This window comes from Aequorivita sediminis, assembly GCF_032080575.2.
Classification (GTDB): domain Bacteria; phylum Bacteroidota; class Bacteroidia; order Flavobacteriales; family Flavobacteriaceae; genus Aequorivita; species Aequorivita sediminis.
Window position 1 is genome coordinate 1 of the sequence record NZ_JAVLSO020000004.1, and the last position, 16,328, is coordinate 16,328.

A 16,328-nucleotide genomic window follows, 5' to 3' on the forward strand; every position below is an offset into this window, starting at 1 on the left:
AGCATTACAGTTGATGTAATTAACGATGTGGTGACAAACATTCAAAACCAGGGCGATATCTACGATGAAATCATAAACATTATCGCTGCCTCAGGGACTGATGTTTTTGAAGACTTAGGAGATGGAACTTTTAAGCATACAGCGGTAGATGGTACTGAAGTTATCTTCAACGCCAACACTACAAGCATGCAGGACAACGGAGATGGCACCTACGTCTTTACCAACGCCAATGGCGATAGCATTACAGTTGATGTAATTAACGACGTGGTGACCAACATTCAAAACCAGGGCGATATTTACAATGAAATAATTGCAATTTACGGACAACCTCTTAAGTCATTTTTAAGTTATAGAGCTTCCACAGGTTTTTCAATATTAAATCTTACTTTACTAGATGGCTATAAACGAGCTAGTTTTTCGGCAAGTGGACGTCAATTCGACGAGAACAATGATTATAATATTTCCACAGGAGAGTTTGTAGCCCCACAGGATGGAATTTACGATATATCAATTCAATCTGATTTTACAGGTTTACTTACGGCTGCAGATATGGGAGTAGCTATATTTAAAATTGATGGTGCCACTAATAATATTTCATTACTTGCTAAGGAGGAGTATTTAAGTATAAACATAGAATTAGTACTAACAAACATAAATGTATCTCCACCTACTAGATCTACACAAACTTTAGTAAAGCTAAAAGCTGGAGATAAAATTACGTTTGGCTTAAAGTCACCATTACTCACTTTATCTGTATTAAGTAGTTCACAAACTTATTTTTCAATACATCAAGTAAAGTAATTAATAAGATATAAATAGCAGTTTAGTTTGAATTGGTATTTAAGCTCTTTTTAAAAATTATTGGCTCTTAGTCTTATTGAATTGTAAAAAAAAGTACTGAAAAGCATTCTAAATATAAATAGCATTAAACTATGAGAATATTTTTATCACATATAATTGTTTTGCTACTCTTAACCTTCACAACACTTGCACAAACAAGTAATGAAGGGATGCTTTACGTAAGTGAAGGCACAGAGTTTTCGACGGTAGAGCGTTTTAACAATTTAGAAACGGGGGCGTTTTTTAATGATGGTGATGCATTTATCTATAGTCACTTTCACAATGACGGACATGTAGATTTCTATCAAAATACAGGATTAACTAGGTTTATTGGAAGTGCTGTTCAATCTATTAGCGGATCCAAAGTAAGTTATCTCTACAATGTGTATTTTAACAATACTAGTAATTCAGTTCCATTTCAAATTTCAGGAGATGTAAACATAAGTGGAGAAGCTGACTTATTTAATGGAATTTTAGACAACGATAACTTTGGTGGTGCGATTACATTTAATACTGATGCTTTTCATATCAATACATCCGATTACAGCCATATTGATGGACCTGTAACTAAGTTCGGGAATAAAGCTTTTACCTTTCCTATTGGTGATGGTGGGTATTATCGTTTTGCTGGCATTTCTGCTCCTGCTAATTCGGGTGGGATTTTTGAAGGGAAATTTCACTTTGAAAACTCCAACCCAATGTTCTCTCATGAATTAAAAGCAGGTGTAATTGAGGAAATTGACAATCAAGAATATTGGACTATTAACAAGGATTCTGCTGCAGAAGAAGATATGCTAATTACACTTTCGTGGCGAGAAGAAACAACTCCACAATCCATGATTGATGCAGCTTCACAAGAAGCTTTAACAATAGTGCGATGGAATGAGGAAACTAATATGTGGGTAGATGAAGGTGGCGTTATAGATATCGATAATAAAACAGTTACTACAGCTGTAAAAGGTTATGGAGTAGTGACCTTTGGCCGCTTAAATACTGGAGAAGTTTTACCGTGTCATATTACCGTATATAATGCTGTTACTCCAAATGGTGATGGTAAAAACGATTACTTCTTAATTGACACATCAAATAATGAATGTGCAAATGACCTTAATGTACAAATTTTTAACCGTTGGGGGATAAAAGTCTTCGAATCTGACAATTACGGGGTTAATGGAAATGTTTTTGATGGCTTTTCAACAGGTAGATTAACTGTTGATGGAGATAAGCAGTTACCTACCGGAACCTATTATTACATTTTAGATTATCAATACGGTAATCCTTCAGAAAATAATAGACACAAGCAAGCAGGTTATTTATACCTAAGTGGAAACTAATAAGAAAAATTCTATGAATATTAATATATCAAAAATATTTGTTTTCGTTTTACTGGCATGTATGTTTTCGGCTTCACAGCAAATGCAGGCTCAGCAAGATTCACAGTTTACCCAATATATGTATAATGGCGTAAGCATAAATCCTGCTTATGCCGGAAATCGTGGATCATTAAGTATGATTGGAATTTACCGAAATCAATGGGTAGGTTTAGACGGTGCACCTGAAACTTTAAACTTTACAGCTCACTCCCCTATCGGTATTCAAGGCATCGGACTCGGACTTGGTTTTAGTAGTGATAAAATTGGACCTTCTACAGAAAGTGTCATAACTGCAGATTTTTCATATACAATAAATGTATCAGATGCTGCAAAACTATCTTTTGGAGTTAAAGGAGGTCTCTCATTACTTGATATAGACCCAAACAAATTACTTATTTACGACCCTAATGATTACGACTTGACGCAAAAAAACTATAGTTCACCTGTTGTTGGTGCTGGATTATTTCTTCATACCGATAATTGGTATTTAGGCTTATCTTCTCCTAATCTATTAGAAACAGAACACTATGACGATGTGAAGGTTTCAACTGCTACCGAGAAAGCACATTTTTACTTTACAGGAGGTTATGTTTTTACGATGAACCCAAACCTTAAACTGAAACCTGCGTTTATGGCTAAAGCGGTTGTAGGCGCTCCTCTTGCTATAGATGTTTCTGCTAACGCATTACTTTATGAGCGTGTAACATTTGGTTTGGCCTATAGGTTTGATGCCGCAGTAAGTGGCTTGGCTGGTTTTCAAGTAAACGACAACATAATGATAGGCTATGCTTATGATTATGACACTACACCACTTGGAAGGTACAACGATGGTTCTCACGAAATATTTTTACGATTTGAGTTAGGTACTAAAGTAAATACAAAGTTAAACCCAAGATTCTTCTAGACTAAATGAAGTAATAGCACTAAAACAATAATAGACAGATGAAAAATAACATTACTTTATCCCTAATTTTAGCTTGTTTCTTGGGCCTTGCATTAAGCAGTAATGCCCAAGAACAAAAGCTAAAAAAAGCTGATGAAAAATATGAGCAATACAATTATGTGGATGCTCAGAAAATATATTTAGCTGTCGCTGAAAAAGGATATGAATCTGAAGAGTTATTTACAAAGCTCGGAAATTCTTATTATTTTAATGCACAATACGACGAGGCTTTAAAATGGTATAATCGTTTATTCAATCTTAACGCAGTCCAAGAGCCGTCAATTTTGTTGCGTTATTCACAAACATTGAAAGCCACCGCTAACGATACAAAAGCAAAAGAGGTTTACAATAACTACTTGGATAAAAGTAAAGCTACTGCAAATAAAACAATTGACTATCCATCATTAATAGCACAAAATTCTGGTAGATATGAATTACAACCTATCGCAGCTCTTTACGATGAAGACAAAATTTCATTTGGGCACACAAAAGTTGATAATACTCTGATTTATGCTTCTACCTCTAGCACACAATCATTTTTAAATAGAAAAAGTGCTTGGGATGGCCTAAGCTTCCTATCGTTATATCAGATTGAAATTAATGAAGAAAATATACCTTCAGGAAAACCTAGTAAAATTAAAGGCAAACTTAACAGTCAGTTTCACGAATCTTCTCCTGTGTTTACCAAGGATGGTAATACGATGTATTTAACGCGTAACAACCTAACAGCCGACAACAAAGACAACAACCAAAAGCTAAAAATATACAGAGTTAAAAAACAAGACGAAAAGTGGTTAGAACCCGAAGAACTTCCATTTAATAGTGACCTTTATTCTTCAGCTCATCCTGCTTTAAGTCCAGATGAAACTAAATTATATTTCTCTTCCGATCGCCCTGGTAGCTATGGCAGTTCTGATATTTACGTGGCTTCAATTAAGGAAGATGGCAGCATAGGTGAAGCTGTAAATCTAGGATCTAAAATAAATACGGCAGGAAAAGAAACCTTTCCATTTATATCACAAGAAAATGAACTATATTTTTCTTCGGATGGCCATTTTGGACTGGGAGGCATGGATGTATTTTATGTGAAAATTAAGGATAAAGGTTATGGAAATGTTCTTAATGTTGGTGCCCCTGTAAATTCCTATGCAGATGATTTTGCTTTCGGAATAGATTCAACCACAAAAAGAGGTTTTGTGAGTTCAAATCGAACTCAAACTAAAGGTTCTTTTGTTTATGACAATATATATTCCTTTTTAGAAACCGCACCCATTATTGATGTATATAAAGCGACAATTGATGGTAATGTTACCGACAAACAAACTGAAGAGCCTATTGAAAGTGCAACTATTACGTTTAAAGATTCTGATGGTAATTCCTATACTACGCTAACAACCGATGCGAGTGGGTATTTTATAACCGAGATAAATAAGTTTCATAAATATACCATTCGTGCAAGTCATCAAAACTATGATACCGATGAAAAAAGTTCAACTCCAGGTCTAGAGTCACAATCGGTAGATTTCCAATTGCAAAAAAATAAAGAACAACTCATATCAGACACAGATTTAGCTAAGGTACTTAATATTCCTATGATTTATTTTGATTTTGACAAGGCTAACATTCGTACTGACGCTCAAGTAGAATTAGAGAAGATTGTCGCTGTTCTTAATGAGTATCCTCAACTAAAACTGAAAATACGTGCGCACACTGACAGCCGCGGAAGTAATGCTTATAATAAAGCCTTGTCTCAAAGACGTGCAACATCTACGATGGACTATATTGTATCAAAAGGAATAGACTCAAGCCGATTAAAATCTGAGGGACTAGGTGAAAGTGAATTAATAAATAATTGTAGTAACGCTGTAAAATGCTCGGAAGCCGAACACCAGAAAAATAGAAGATCGGAGTTTATTATTATGGAATAAGAGTTTTATATAAAAGCAGTTAAATTTAAAACCAAGTGTTTAACAATAATCTCTTGGTTTTTTTATAGAATTAAATAACTATTTAATTCTATTACACGTTTTAGTCTCTTCAAATAATAAAATAAAGTAATTCAGGATCACGCCCCCACATCCTCATTCCAAAGCTCAGGATTTTCAGAAATGAAATAATCTACTAGTTGCTTACACCTTTTATCGTTAAGCACAATCACCGAAACTCCATTTTCTATCAACATATCCTCCGCACCTAGATAATTGGTGTTTTCACCAATAACAACCTTTGGAATACCATAATGTAAAATCGCCCCAGCACACATCGGACAAGGAGATAAAGTGGTATATAGAACACTTTCTTTATAAATTGACACAGATTGTCGGCCAGCATTTTCAATGGCATCCATTTCGGCATGTATAATAGGACTGCCTTTTTGAACTCTTTTATTATGTCCGCGTCCAATAATTTCTCCATTATGCACCAAAACAGCTCCAACAGGAATTCCTCCCTCTGCTATACCTATCTCTGCTTCTTTTAAAGCTTCTGAAAAAAATGTATCCATAATTAATATTCAAACTTTTTAAGTTAATAAATTTCATACTCAAAAGCTCGGTTTTAATCAAAACCAAAATATGTTGAAATGCTACAACAAGGGGATTTTAATATTTAAATCAGAAATTTCTGAAGCTAAATTTTGACAGGAAAGTCAATTGTATAAATACTGTGAGGTAAATATTATTAATATTATACCCCACTATAATATACTTGTATCAAAGTAACATGTTCTAAGTCATTAAAACAATACGTATAGCCACGTACTTATCAAGTATTTACATCTTATCACTAGCTATAAAAATTCAATATAAAACCCTTATCAAATTGAATTAATCTAACCGACTTCCTGCATTTTCACGTGCATAAATTCGGTAATTTTTAAACTGGGTTTCGCTTAATATTTTGCTTAAAATATTGTCTTGAAGTTCGGTTCGCTCAAAACTATTCATTACTCTGTTACGGTTGTTTTTATTCCAACTTTGCAAGGTTCTATTCCATTCACTATTAAACCTATTTACTTGCTCCTCCGTCATAGCGAGGTCTACAAACATTTTTTGATTTCTAGCCTTAGCAGCTTCCTCAATCTGTTTACTTGATAATTCTTTGTTAGGAGTTTCTGTAGATAGCTGTTGACTTTTATTCGATCTATCACTTTTAACTGGTATATCAGTATTTGCTCTTCCTCTTTTAGTAGCTTCAACTCGATTGGAATTAGAATTTGTGTTGGTATCAGTTTTCGTTACGCCACAGGCTGTAAACAGCGCTAATAAAGTGATTAATGACAGGCTTTTAATGGTATTCATAGTTATTTTTTAAAGTTATTTTTCTCTTAAACATTAAAATTGTTCGTTTTTCCAAGGATTGAAAAAACGAACAAAATAAAACTAACTTACGAAACATTTAGATTTTAACTAGTTTCCTAAAGTTGTAATTATAGCAATTATTCTTCCATACTAAAAAACTCAACAAAAACATACACAATATAGACTCACTTACTATCCAAACTGTATAATTGTATATCCAACTGTATAAAATCTATACACTTTTTGTAGCTGTAAATCCTCAAAAGCTTAATAAAACCTAACAAACCTCACTCGGCACAACAGTTGTTAAACACTTCCTCGAATTGATAAACAATTTTCAAAAGCGAATAAAAATCAATTAAGGATTTAAAATGAACAACAACACACAAGACACTTCTGGAAATCATTTAGATAAATCTACAGAACAGATAGCTACAAATTTCAAAAGTCAAAACAAGTCGGTTTCACGTACAAACCCTTGGGGGGTATTTGTGCTAGCTAGTACTTTTTTATTAATTTTTATTGCAACCTATCTATTTTTCTATTTAGACACAGACTTTGCCAATTTTCGTGAAGAACGTATGAGCTCAACCCTTGGTTATGTATTTTTAGTTATGGCCACTGCTCTTTTAGTTTTTAAAGCTGGGTTCTTTGTTTATACCCTTGTAAGATATTTTAAATATAAACCTATAGCCTCTGTAAGTGACGAGGAATTGCCTACTTGTACAGTAATAGTTCCTGCTTACAATGAAGGGAAACAAGTGTGGGAAACATTAAGAAGTCTAGCCAACAGTGACTACCCATCAGAAAAACTACAATTATTAGCTATTGATGACGGGAGTAAAGATGATACCTGGCATTGGATGCAACAAGCCAAAAAAGAATTAGGAGATAGCGTTACTATATTTCAACAACCTAAAAACAAAGGTAAACGTCACGCGCTTTATCGTGGATTCAACATTGGCACTGGAGAAGTTTTTGTAACAGTGGATAGCGATTCTGTTGTAAATGAAGATACTTTAAGAAATTTGGTTAGCCCATTTATTCTGGATGAAAAATGCGGTGCAGTAGCTGGAAACATTCGAGTATTAAACAATAAAAAAGCGCTTTTACCAAAAATGCTGGATGTGAGTTTCGTACTTAGTTTTGAATTTGTACGTTCCGCAGAAAGCAGTCTTAACTCAGTATTATGTACTCCAGGAGCATTAGCTGCCTACCGCCGAAGTGCTGTTTTTGCTGTACTTCCTGAATGGATAAACCAAACATTTATGGGGAAACCATCAGATATAGGCGAAGATAGAGCTATGACTAATATGATATTAAAACAAGGTAATAAAGTGTTATTTCAGCGTAATGCTTATGCTTATACTAACGTACCTGAAAGTTATAAGGGACTATATAAAATGTTCATTAGATGGGGTCGTAGTAATGTGCGCGAAAACATTGAAATGTCTAAATATGTTTTTACAAACTTCAGGGAAGAATCAAAATCTGGAATACGATTATTATTTATAAGTCAATCGTTGAAGATTATAATGAGCTATCCATTTATTCTGTTTATGCTATTCTTTATCGCAACACATCCTATATTGTTCTTTAGCTCTACGCTATTCGGAATTCTTATATTTTCAAGTTTCCCGATGCTGTTTTATGCTAAACGATACAATGTATCAGAATCATTTTGGGCGTATTCATATAGCATATTATACACTTTTGCATTATTCTGGATTACTCCTTACGCAATCGCTACAGCTAGCAAAAGAGGCTGGTTAACGCGAGGATAACAGTTATAAATTTAGATCCGAAAGGATTTCTGGCCAGCACCCAATTGACCAACTATTTATGTGCTGGCCTTTTTTTATGGCTGTATTTGAAGAATTGGAAATTAATGATGCTAGGAACCGTTACAATTTTACCCGATAAACTTCGATTAGATAAGGTATTTTTTTAGATAGTTATCTATTATAGTTTTAAGGTAATCTTCACTAAGAGGCTTATTATAAAAACCATGTACACTCTTAAATTCCTTAGCTCTAGATTGATCTCTTTCGTCTATAGAGTTACTTAGCATTGTAAGCACAACTTCTCCTTGCTGAGACACCGAAAGTTTTTCATACTCTTCCAAAAACTCCCATCCATTCATTCCTGGCATATTGATATCCAAAAATATTAATGTGGGCTGAGGGTGTTTTCCGTCTAATTCACTTTTCAAATATGTTAAGGCTTCTTGTCCGCTATAGCATATATGAATATTATCACTTATCCCCATTTTCTTAATTTTTCGAGCGTGATAGAAATTATCACTTTCCGAATCGTCAATAAGCAATACATTCTTTAATTTTTTCATATAGTTATTTTTTTAAAGTAAAATGAACAGTGGTACCAACTCCAAAAGTAGAACTTACCCAAATGTTACCCAAATGAAGTTCGACTATTTTCTGACAAAATGCTAATCCTATCCCCTGACCTTCATAGTCTTTATTGCTATTAAGCCTGCTAAACATATCGAAAACCTTAGTAAAATCTTTCTCAGGAATACCAATTCCATTATCCTTTATATGAAAATTGAAATAGTTATCTGTTTCGTCGAAAGATATCTTAATGTTAGGTTTTACCTCTGGTTTGGTGAATTTTATAGCATTAGAAATAAGATTTTGAAATAATTGTTTTATCTCAATTCTGTACCCTGTTATTGTTGGTAAATGGTCGTGCTCTATTACAATTCCACGTTCTTCAATTACTACAGCGAAATCATCTTTAATTTTTTCTAATGTTTCATTTAAGTTCACTTCCTCCATCTGACCGCTTGTACCAATTCTGGAAAAAGAAAGGAGTCCGCTAATAAGGTTTCGCATTCGTTCTACTGCCCTATTTATGAAGTTAAAATACATTACAGCTTCCCCTTTTACTCGTTCCGGGAAATCTTCTTGAAATATTTCTAAGTAGTTTGAAACCGTACGTAATGGTTCTTGCAAGTCGTGAGAAGCTACGTAGGCAAAATGATCTAATTGTTGATTTTTTACGATAAGAGATTCATTTAATTTATCTGCCTCTTCTATAGCCTTTTCTTTTGCTTTAATTTCCTTTTGCTTTTCGGCATTAGAAATTTTTAAATCTTTTAAAGTGTGTTGTAAGTTTTTATTTGAACGTTCTAAATCGGACTGTGTTTGGAGAAGCTCTTCTATTAAAGGTCTAATCTTTTTTATTAAGTTAAACAGACTAAGGAAAACTATGATAGTAGCAACCCCCAAACCTGCTAGAATTATAAGCTTCCAAGTAGTAAACTTTCTAATTCGTTTATCAAGAATAACATCAGCAGTTATTAACATATCTTTCAAAATTAATGCTACATCATCATTAAAATGAACATCTCGATGATTATCATTCTCAATTGAAGATAAATTAGAAGTTGGATTTAATAAAATACTGTCCAACAATTTAAGGTTAGAATCCATTTTAGCCTCAATCGTATTTACCCGATTTACTTGTTGTTCTGTTTCACGAACTAAATATCTTAACGATTTTAATAATGTGTCGTATTCTTTTTCAGCTAACCTGAATTCTTCTTTATACTTAATATTATTAGTGTATCTATAGGTTAAGCCAAAGCTCTCCATTTTAGATATTGTTGAAGAAATTTGATCAATATTGTTTTTTACCTTCCAACTTTCAGCAATTTCATCGGCAGAATCAGCATTTTGCATAAATGAAAATCCTATTAAAATAATCACAAGAATTAGTGAAGAGACTAGTAATATAAAGTTAGTTAAACCAACTTTTCTGATTCTTTTCATAGGCAAATGGTATAAGTTGTAAAAAAAATACAGCTATCCTTTCAAAGGTAATGAACTAGATTTACATGACAATAATCCAAAAAATAATTTCAATTAATCCACCGAAAGTATAAAATGACAAAATAATTAGATAAATTTACTAGTCTAACCACAACCTATCCAAGATGGCTTTACCTGATAATATGAATTTTTTGATAGTTGAAGATTTAGTATCAGATACTTTTTTACTTCAACGACAGCTTAAAAAAATTTCAGTAAATCCTGAAATTCGATTTGTAGATAGCGAGATAAGTTTAATAAATGCTTTAAAAACATACATTCCAGATATGGTTATCACCGACTTTAAACTTATAGGAATGAATGCATTTGATGTAATTAGAATTTCTAAAAATTATAACGACAATATTCCAATAGTAGTTATCACAGGAAATTTAAAATACGAAGGAGATAAGGATAAATTATTAAAGAGTGGTGCCGAAGGTTTTTTTCTAAAAGAACCTATTAATACCCTTAATGAAAGGTTACTCCCGTTATTTGAGACTATTATAGCAAATAGTCAAGATAAAATGGACCGTATAGATAGGCAGAGACGAAAATACGATTCTAGCAAATCTCATAGCGACTTTTTAAGAGAATACACTTTTGGTGATGATAATGAAGATGATGATAAAGAGAACCAGAAAGAACCAACGATATTAGACAAGATAATGAACCTATTTAGGAAATAAAAAAGAGTCTGATTCTACAATAGAATCAGACTCTTTTTTGTCTTTAACTTATTATCGATTATGGGTGAATTCCCCAACGGTTTTTATCGGCGTAAGCGAAATCCATCTGATATTTTTTAGGAATATCACCATTTAGCATAGAACCTTCCTTAATAGACGGGAATAGCTCTTCGTAAGTAATCATTTCATTTAATGATACTCTTCTATAAATATGAGTACGTGTAAGATTTCTAGTTTCATCTACACCGGTAGCTCCTAATAATTCCACGAAATTCTTAATTGTTTTTTCGTGATAATTAGCAACACGAGTTTTCTTATCTTCTGGAACCAAACCTACTGTTAACTTAGGGTCTTGAGTAGTAATACCTACAGGACATTTATTGGTGTTACAAAGTAAAGCTTGAATACACCCAATAGCCATTTTCATACCTCTCGCTTGGTAACATCCGTCTGCTCCTAAAGCAATAGCACGAGCAATATGGAACGCAGAAGTAATTTTACCTGAAGCAATCACCTTAATATGTCTACGAATATTCATACCATTTAAGATGTTATGAACGAAATCTAAACCATCTAACAACGGTGCACCTACATAATTACTAAATTCTGGGGGTGCAGCTCCAGTTCCTCCTTCTCCTCCATCTACCGCAATAAAGTCTGGATACAAATCGAGTTCAACCATTGCTTGACAGATTGCAATAAATTCACTCTTATAGCCAATACACAGTTTAAATCCAACTGGTTTACCTCCCGACAACTCTCTTAGTTTTTGAATAAACTTAACCATTTCCATAGGCGTATCAAACGCAGAATGGTAAGGTGGCGACACAACTTTTACGTGAGGTTTAATATGTCTAATTTTAGCAATTTCCTCAGAGTTTTTCTCTGCAGGAAGTATTCCACCATGCCCAGGTTTTGCTCCTTGAGAAATTTTAAGCTCAATCATCTTAACATTAGGATGTTTAGCTTTTTCTGCGAATAATTCAGGGTTAAACTTACCATCTTCGGTACGGCAACCAAAATAACCTGTTCCAATTTGCCAGATTAAATCTCCTCCGTGCTTTAAGTGATAATGACTTAAACCTCCTTCTCCAGTATTATGGGCGAAATTTCCAATTTTGGCACCAGCGTTTAAAGCTTCTACAGCATTGGAACTGAGTGCTCCAAAACTCATCGCAGAAATATTTAAAATACTAGCAGAATACGGTTGTGTACAATCCTTATTACCGATCATTATACGTGGATCGTTATTTAAGGTATCAAAAGCCTTTGGTGCTATTGAATGACAAATCCATTCGTAGCCTTCAGCATATAGGTCTAATTGCGTTCCAAAAGGAATAGTATCTCTTACCCCTTTTGCTCTTTGATATACAGTTGAACGATCTACTCTATTAAAAGGACGACCATCAATGTCAGATTCAATAAAGTATTGATACAATTTTGGACGAAGTTCTTCAAGCACATAACGCAAACGACCGAAAACGGGATAATTTCGCATAATTGTATGCCGCGTTTGAAGTACATCGTAATACCCTAAAGCAGTAAATAAGAAAACGATTACAAAAAACACATACCATGAAGGGTCTAGGTAGTAGCCTAATGCAAAAGTTATTATAAGCAAAACACTCGAAAATATAAAGAATTGAGTACGCATAATTGGGATTTATTGAAATTGGGTCTATGTTTTATAGAATATATTAGCTCTTATAAAATATAAAATTCTGATAATCAGCAAGCTGTAGATTTTAAATATTAAGGACCAAATTACAACTTATTTCTCAAGATACTAATATGAAAATAGAGTTTTTAAATGCATTAATTTAATTGATAAATAAATGCCGCAAACTTTAATTCACTTAGATTCCTTTCAAAATAACTGTAATTATTAATTCAACAATAATAAGTTTTCTACTTAACTGAATAAAAGAGCAAAACTAATTATTCAATACCTATTCAACAACCAAATCACACCCTTTTAACTTGCAATTATCCTAATTGATTGAATACAAATTAGGTTAGGTTAAAATCATATGTTTTCACCTTGACTTTCATAAGAAAACATCAATAGTTTCCAACAAAACCATAGATAATATAAAAAGACAATTCTCAATTATTAAAATATAAATCAAAATATATCGATGTATTTTGTCTCCAGTTTTTAAATTAATATTAACAAAAGGAAAAGCTTAAATTTTAGCAAATAATTTGTGGACCAGACTTCAATTGATTAAGTATAATTTAGTAAAATAAAAAAAGCTTCCAAATTCTTAGAAGCTTTATTAATATCTAGAATATTTAAGATGTTTCTTAAACTAAGGGATAGAGTAATCTATTGAATTAAAATGTATATCGTATATTTTTAGATTTTTTCTTTTTTACAGTTGTATTTTTTTTCTTATTCCTGCCTTCTATTGTAGATTTCGATTTACTATTATTTTCATCACGGGTTTCATTTTTGGATAACTTTAGCTGCAAGTTTAATTGAGCTATCAAACTTTCAGTTGTACTGCGAAGTATATCTATCCTATTCATAGCATTTAATTTATTAGTTTTTATTTCGGCAATAAAATTAACACGAATAATATTAGATTTACCCTACATAACATTTTCTTATGCCTTAATTATCATAAACTTAACATTAAGGATGTAATATAGACAATTCAAATTTTGATTTGGCTGCGAGAAGTAGTGTTTTAAGCAAAACTTCACATATTTAATTTCTCCACATTTGGTTTAAAAAGCAATCTAGCTTCCTATTCAATCAAGATTAACAGGTTTATTGTTTCAGGAAACGATGCTGACTAACAGTATCATTAAAAATCAACATTAATACATATACCCCATTTGGAAGGTTGGAAACATCAATAAAATCATCTTTATTTAATTGTTTAGAACAAACCAAACGCCCACCCATATCATAAACTTTAGCTTGAGAAGAATTTGAGTTTCTGATAAAAAGTTGTGTAACTGCAGGATTAGGATATACCTGAAACTTCTTACTTTCTTTTTCCTCTACACCTAAAAGCTGTTCATTTATAACACCTACAGCATCCAGATCAAACCCACCTGAATGAAATGGGGTTGTAAAAGGATCGTTTATAATATTTCCATGACTATCATAACTTGCATAATTAGAATTTAGACTTCCCACAACATCTATTATCTTAATATGAGTAATATTATTTTTATCAAGTAGGGGATCTTCTTGTAATTCCGCAAGGTCGAATGGAGTTCCAAACATTGCCCGATATTTACCTGCTAGGTTATTTATATAGGTAGGATCTAATTCATCAAACCCTTCCACTTGAATCTCTGTTTGAGTTTGGCTATGAGAAGGAAATCTAAAAAAATCAATTCCGTTGGAGCTTACTTCAACAAAAGCTAATTCTAAATAAAAATCACTAAAACTATTTTCAAAAACCGCAAAATCAAAGCCAGGGCCATCTTTAATGGGTCTATCAAAAGTTAATATGGCTTGCCCACCATCCCCTAAGCTCACTGCACTATTTGTTGCAGGACCTAGCGCGTTATAAGGTTCTCCATAGGTTGCATAATTACTACCGTTAGCCTGATAATCCGGATTCGAAATATCTACATAACCTCTTTCAATACTAACACCTGTCGCCCAAGAAACAAAAAGGGCACTATCCGCTGCAATTGCAGTTGATCCAACCTGGCCGGCTGCAGGCGCATAACTTTGCGACTGCAGCGAACAAGTGGTTATAAGAAAAAAGATAAAAATCACTCTCATTTTACAATTAATTTCTCTGTCGAAACAGCACCTTCAAAAGCTATTTGCACTAAGTAAACTCCAGCTTTTAAGTCGTTTACCTTTACTGTTTCATTGCTATAAACTCCAGCTTTTACTAGTCTTCCTAAAGTGTCGTAAATGGAGAATTCGGCATTTCCTTTAATATTTAGCTTAAAACCATCTGTCGCAGGATTAGGGTAGATCGCGATGTTTTTCGCTACAAAATCTGACACCGATGCTGTTTGGTCTTCAAATTTATATACTCCATTTGGTAATTGGCCTACTGTGTATTCTGTTTCAAAACTTCCATCTTCGTTATAGACTAATACTTTCCCATCATTCACATAATTTACGGCATCGGTTAAATACAACTTATCAGCTATCTTATTAAACCCATAGGGAATTAGAACGTTGTTTGAGGATGTAATAATAAATGGCTGAGTTGGAAGTTCAGTATCCATCAATGACATTTTGTAGATATTTCTATTTAATACGTAATAAAGGTCAGTAGCATCTAGACCTAGAAATTCTGGATGATCTAAACCAGGGAATGTGAATTCTGTAGTGTTCTGATAGTCGTTTAGGCTAATTTTTACAATCTTTCCAGATGTTTCATTTCCTGAATAACTTGGACTTCCAGTGCAAAGAACATAAAGGAAGTCATCGTCAACGCGTAAGGCTGAAGGCACATCGCCCACAGCTACCTCAGTAACCTCGTTAGAAGCAGCATCAATAATTGAAATAGAATTCCCAAAACCATAGCCTCCTTGATGTGCAACAAATAGAACACCATTTTTCTCAACTATTTCTTCTGGTCCTTCAGCAACAGGAATAGTTGAAGTAACTTCATTTGTAGTTAAATCTATAACAGCAACGAAATCGTCGGAATTATTTCCTGGATCACCCCAATTTGTGACATATCCATTGTCACCGGAAAAGGCAATATTTCGAGGATAAACCATTTGGTCTGTGATGCTGGCCACCATCTCAAAAGTTGTTCTATTCATCACTTTAACCTCGTTACTATAATTTAAAACTACATAAGCAAAATCCTCTGTAAACCCCATTCCTTGACCAGTATCCCCTAATATCATACCCGGATTTTGATTTGAAAAAACGTTGTTTTCTAATACTCCACTTGAATTTAGAAATGAAACTGAAGCTGTTTCAGTTCCTATCATTCCTTCATTTAAGATAAATATTCCATCTTCATAGTTTTGAGAAAAACTACAAATACTAAATAATAATGTAGCCGCTACGGTAAGTAAGTTTTTGTAATAATTTTTCATGTTCACTTTTTTAAAATTTATTTAGATTTGAATTTATTTCAGATTTTGTTTACTCATATTCAATAACTTAATTTCAAATCAAGATTAAACCATTATTGATCTGCTTTGATTTACAAAAACTTAAACAGAAGTTTTTAAACGCATTTAGGTTGATTAATTTGATTATATCTAAGTGTCTATTTTGAAAATGTTTGTTGTGATATTTTCTATAACTTAGGCTAATTGAAAGCAGTGATAACAACAGCTTAGGATAGATTTTCTGAAGAATATATTTAAGTGCAGTCAGGTCTTTTCTCTGAGCGAATCTCAGA

The 16,328-nt window shown here is 33.1% G+C and carries 14 protein-coding genes; 6 read left to right on the top strand and 8 right to left on the bottom strand.

The annotated features are described in order from the left end of the window. The 4 genes from RT250_RS08415 to RT250_RS08430 all read left to right on the top strand — a co-directional run. The coding region (locus RT250_RS08415; RefSeq protein ID WP_313113934.1) for a hypothetical protein at positions 1-801 on the top strand (801 nt) is incomplete at its 5' end. A 131-nt stretch (positions 802-932) separates the two neighbouring features. Then, positions 933-2,174, top strand: a complete 1,242-nt coding sequence (locus RT250_RS08420; RefSeq protein ID WP_313113935.1) for a T9SS type B sorting domain-containing protein — start codon at positions 933-935, stop codon at positions 2,172-2,174. A 13-nt stretch (positions 2,175-2,187) separates the two neighbouring features. Beyond that, positions 2,188-3,117 (top strand): PorP/SprF family type IX secretion system membrane protein, encoded by a 930-nt coding sequence (locus RT250_RS08425; RefSeq protein ID WP_313113937.1) that lies wholly within the window; start codon positions 2,188-2,190, stop codon positions 3,115-3,117. Positions 3,118-3,155: 38 nt separating this feature from the next. Continuing rightward, complete coding sequence (locus RT250_RS08430) at positions 3,156-5,084, top strand: OmpA family protein (RefSeq protein WP_313113938.1); 1,929 nt, start codon at positions 3,156-3,158, stop codon at positions 5,082-5,084. Between the two features lie 137 nt (positions 5,085-5,221). On the opposite strand, the gene RT250_RS08435 is transcribed toward RT250_RS08430, so the two are convergent. Both RT250_RS08435 and RT250_RS08440 read right to left on the bottom strand, forming a co-directional pair. Next, positions 5,222-5,659 carry a nucleoside deaminase gene (locus RT250_RS08435; RefSeq protein WP_313113941.1) on the bottom strand — a complete coding sequence of 146 codons (438 nt, stop codon included), beginning with the start codon at positions 5,657-5,659 and terminating at the stop codon, positions 5,222-5,224. 322 nt (positions 5,660-5,981) lie between these two features. Beyond that, entirely contained in the window at positions 5,982-6,455 is a 474-nt protein-coding gene (locus tag RT250_RS08440; RefSeq protein WP_313113943.1) for a hypothetical protein, read from the bottom strand. A 371-nt stretch (positions 6,456-6,826) separates the two neighbouring features. Here RT250_RS08440 and RT250_RS08445 point away from each other — a divergent pair, with 371 nt between their 5' ends. Continuing rightward, the gene (locus RT250_RS08445; RefSeq protein WP_313113944.1) at positions 6,827-8,239 is read left to right on the top strand and encodes a glycosyltransferase family 2 protein; all 1,413 of its coding nucleotides are present in this window, start codon (positions 6,827-6,829) and stop codon (positions 8,237-8,239) included. Positions 8,240-8,385: 146 nt separating this feature from the next. Here the strand turns inward: RT250_RS08445 and RT250_RS08450 are convergent, their stop codons facing one another. Beyond that, a complete protein-coding gene (locus RT250_RS08450; protein ID WP_313113946.1) occupies positions 8,386-8,802 on the bottom strand; it encodes a response regulator in 417 nt (138 codons plus the stop codon). A 4-nt stretch (positions 8,803-8,806) separates the two neighbouring features. Beyond that, positions 8,807-10,249 carry a sensor histidine kinase gene (locus RT250_RS08455; protein ID WP_313113947.1) on the bottom strand — a complete coding sequence of 481 codons (1,443 nt, stop codon included), beginning with the start codon at positions 10,247-10,249 and terminating at the stop codon, positions 8,807-8,809. Positions 10,250-10,413: 164 nt separating this feature from the next. Between RT250_RS08455 and RT250_RS08460 the strand changes: the two genes are divergently transcribed. Next, a complete protein-coding gene (locus RT250_RS08460; RefSeq protein WP_313113950.1) occupies positions 10,414-10,977 on the top strand; it encodes a response regulator in 564 nt (187 codons plus the stop codon). Between the two features lie 58 nt (positions 10,978-11,035). Here RT250_RS08460 and RT250_RS08465 read toward each other — a convergent pair whose 3' ends face one another. The 4 genes from RT250_RS08465 to RT250_RS08480 all read right to left on the bottom strand — a co-directional run bounded on the left by RT250_RS08465 (position 11,036) and on the right by RT250_RS08480 (position 16,017). After that, positions 11,036-12,631 carry an FMN-binding glutamate synthase family protein gene (locus RT250_RS08465; protein ID WP_271393985.1) on the bottom strand — a complete coding sequence of 532 codons (1,596 nt, stop codon included), beginning with the start codon at positions 12,629-12,631 and terminating at the stop codon, positions 11,036-11,038. 683 nt (positions 12,632-13,314) lie between these two features. Then, positions 13,315-13,509, bottom strand: coding sequence for a hypothetical protein (locus RT250_RS08470; RefSeq protein WP_313113955.1), 195 nt, complete (start codon positions 13,507-13,509; stop codon positions 13,315-13,317). Between the two features lie 244 nt (positions 13,510-13,753). Further along, a complete protein-coding gene (locus RT250_RS08475) occupies positions 13,754-14,728 on the bottom strand; it encodes a T9SS type A sorting domain-containing protein (RefSeq protein ID WP_313113958.1) in 975 nt (324 codons plus the stop codon). Then, positions 14,725-16,017 carry a DUF5074 domain-containing protein gene (locus tag RT250_RS08480; protein WP_313113960.1) on the bottom strand — a complete coding sequence of 431 codons (1,293 nt, stop codon included), beginning with the start codon at positions 16,015-16,017 and terminating at the stop codon, positions 14,725-14,727. Before RT250_RS08480 ends, RT250_RS08475 begins: the two co-directional genes overlap by 4 nt. Positions 16,018-16,328 lie beyond the last annotated feature (311 nt).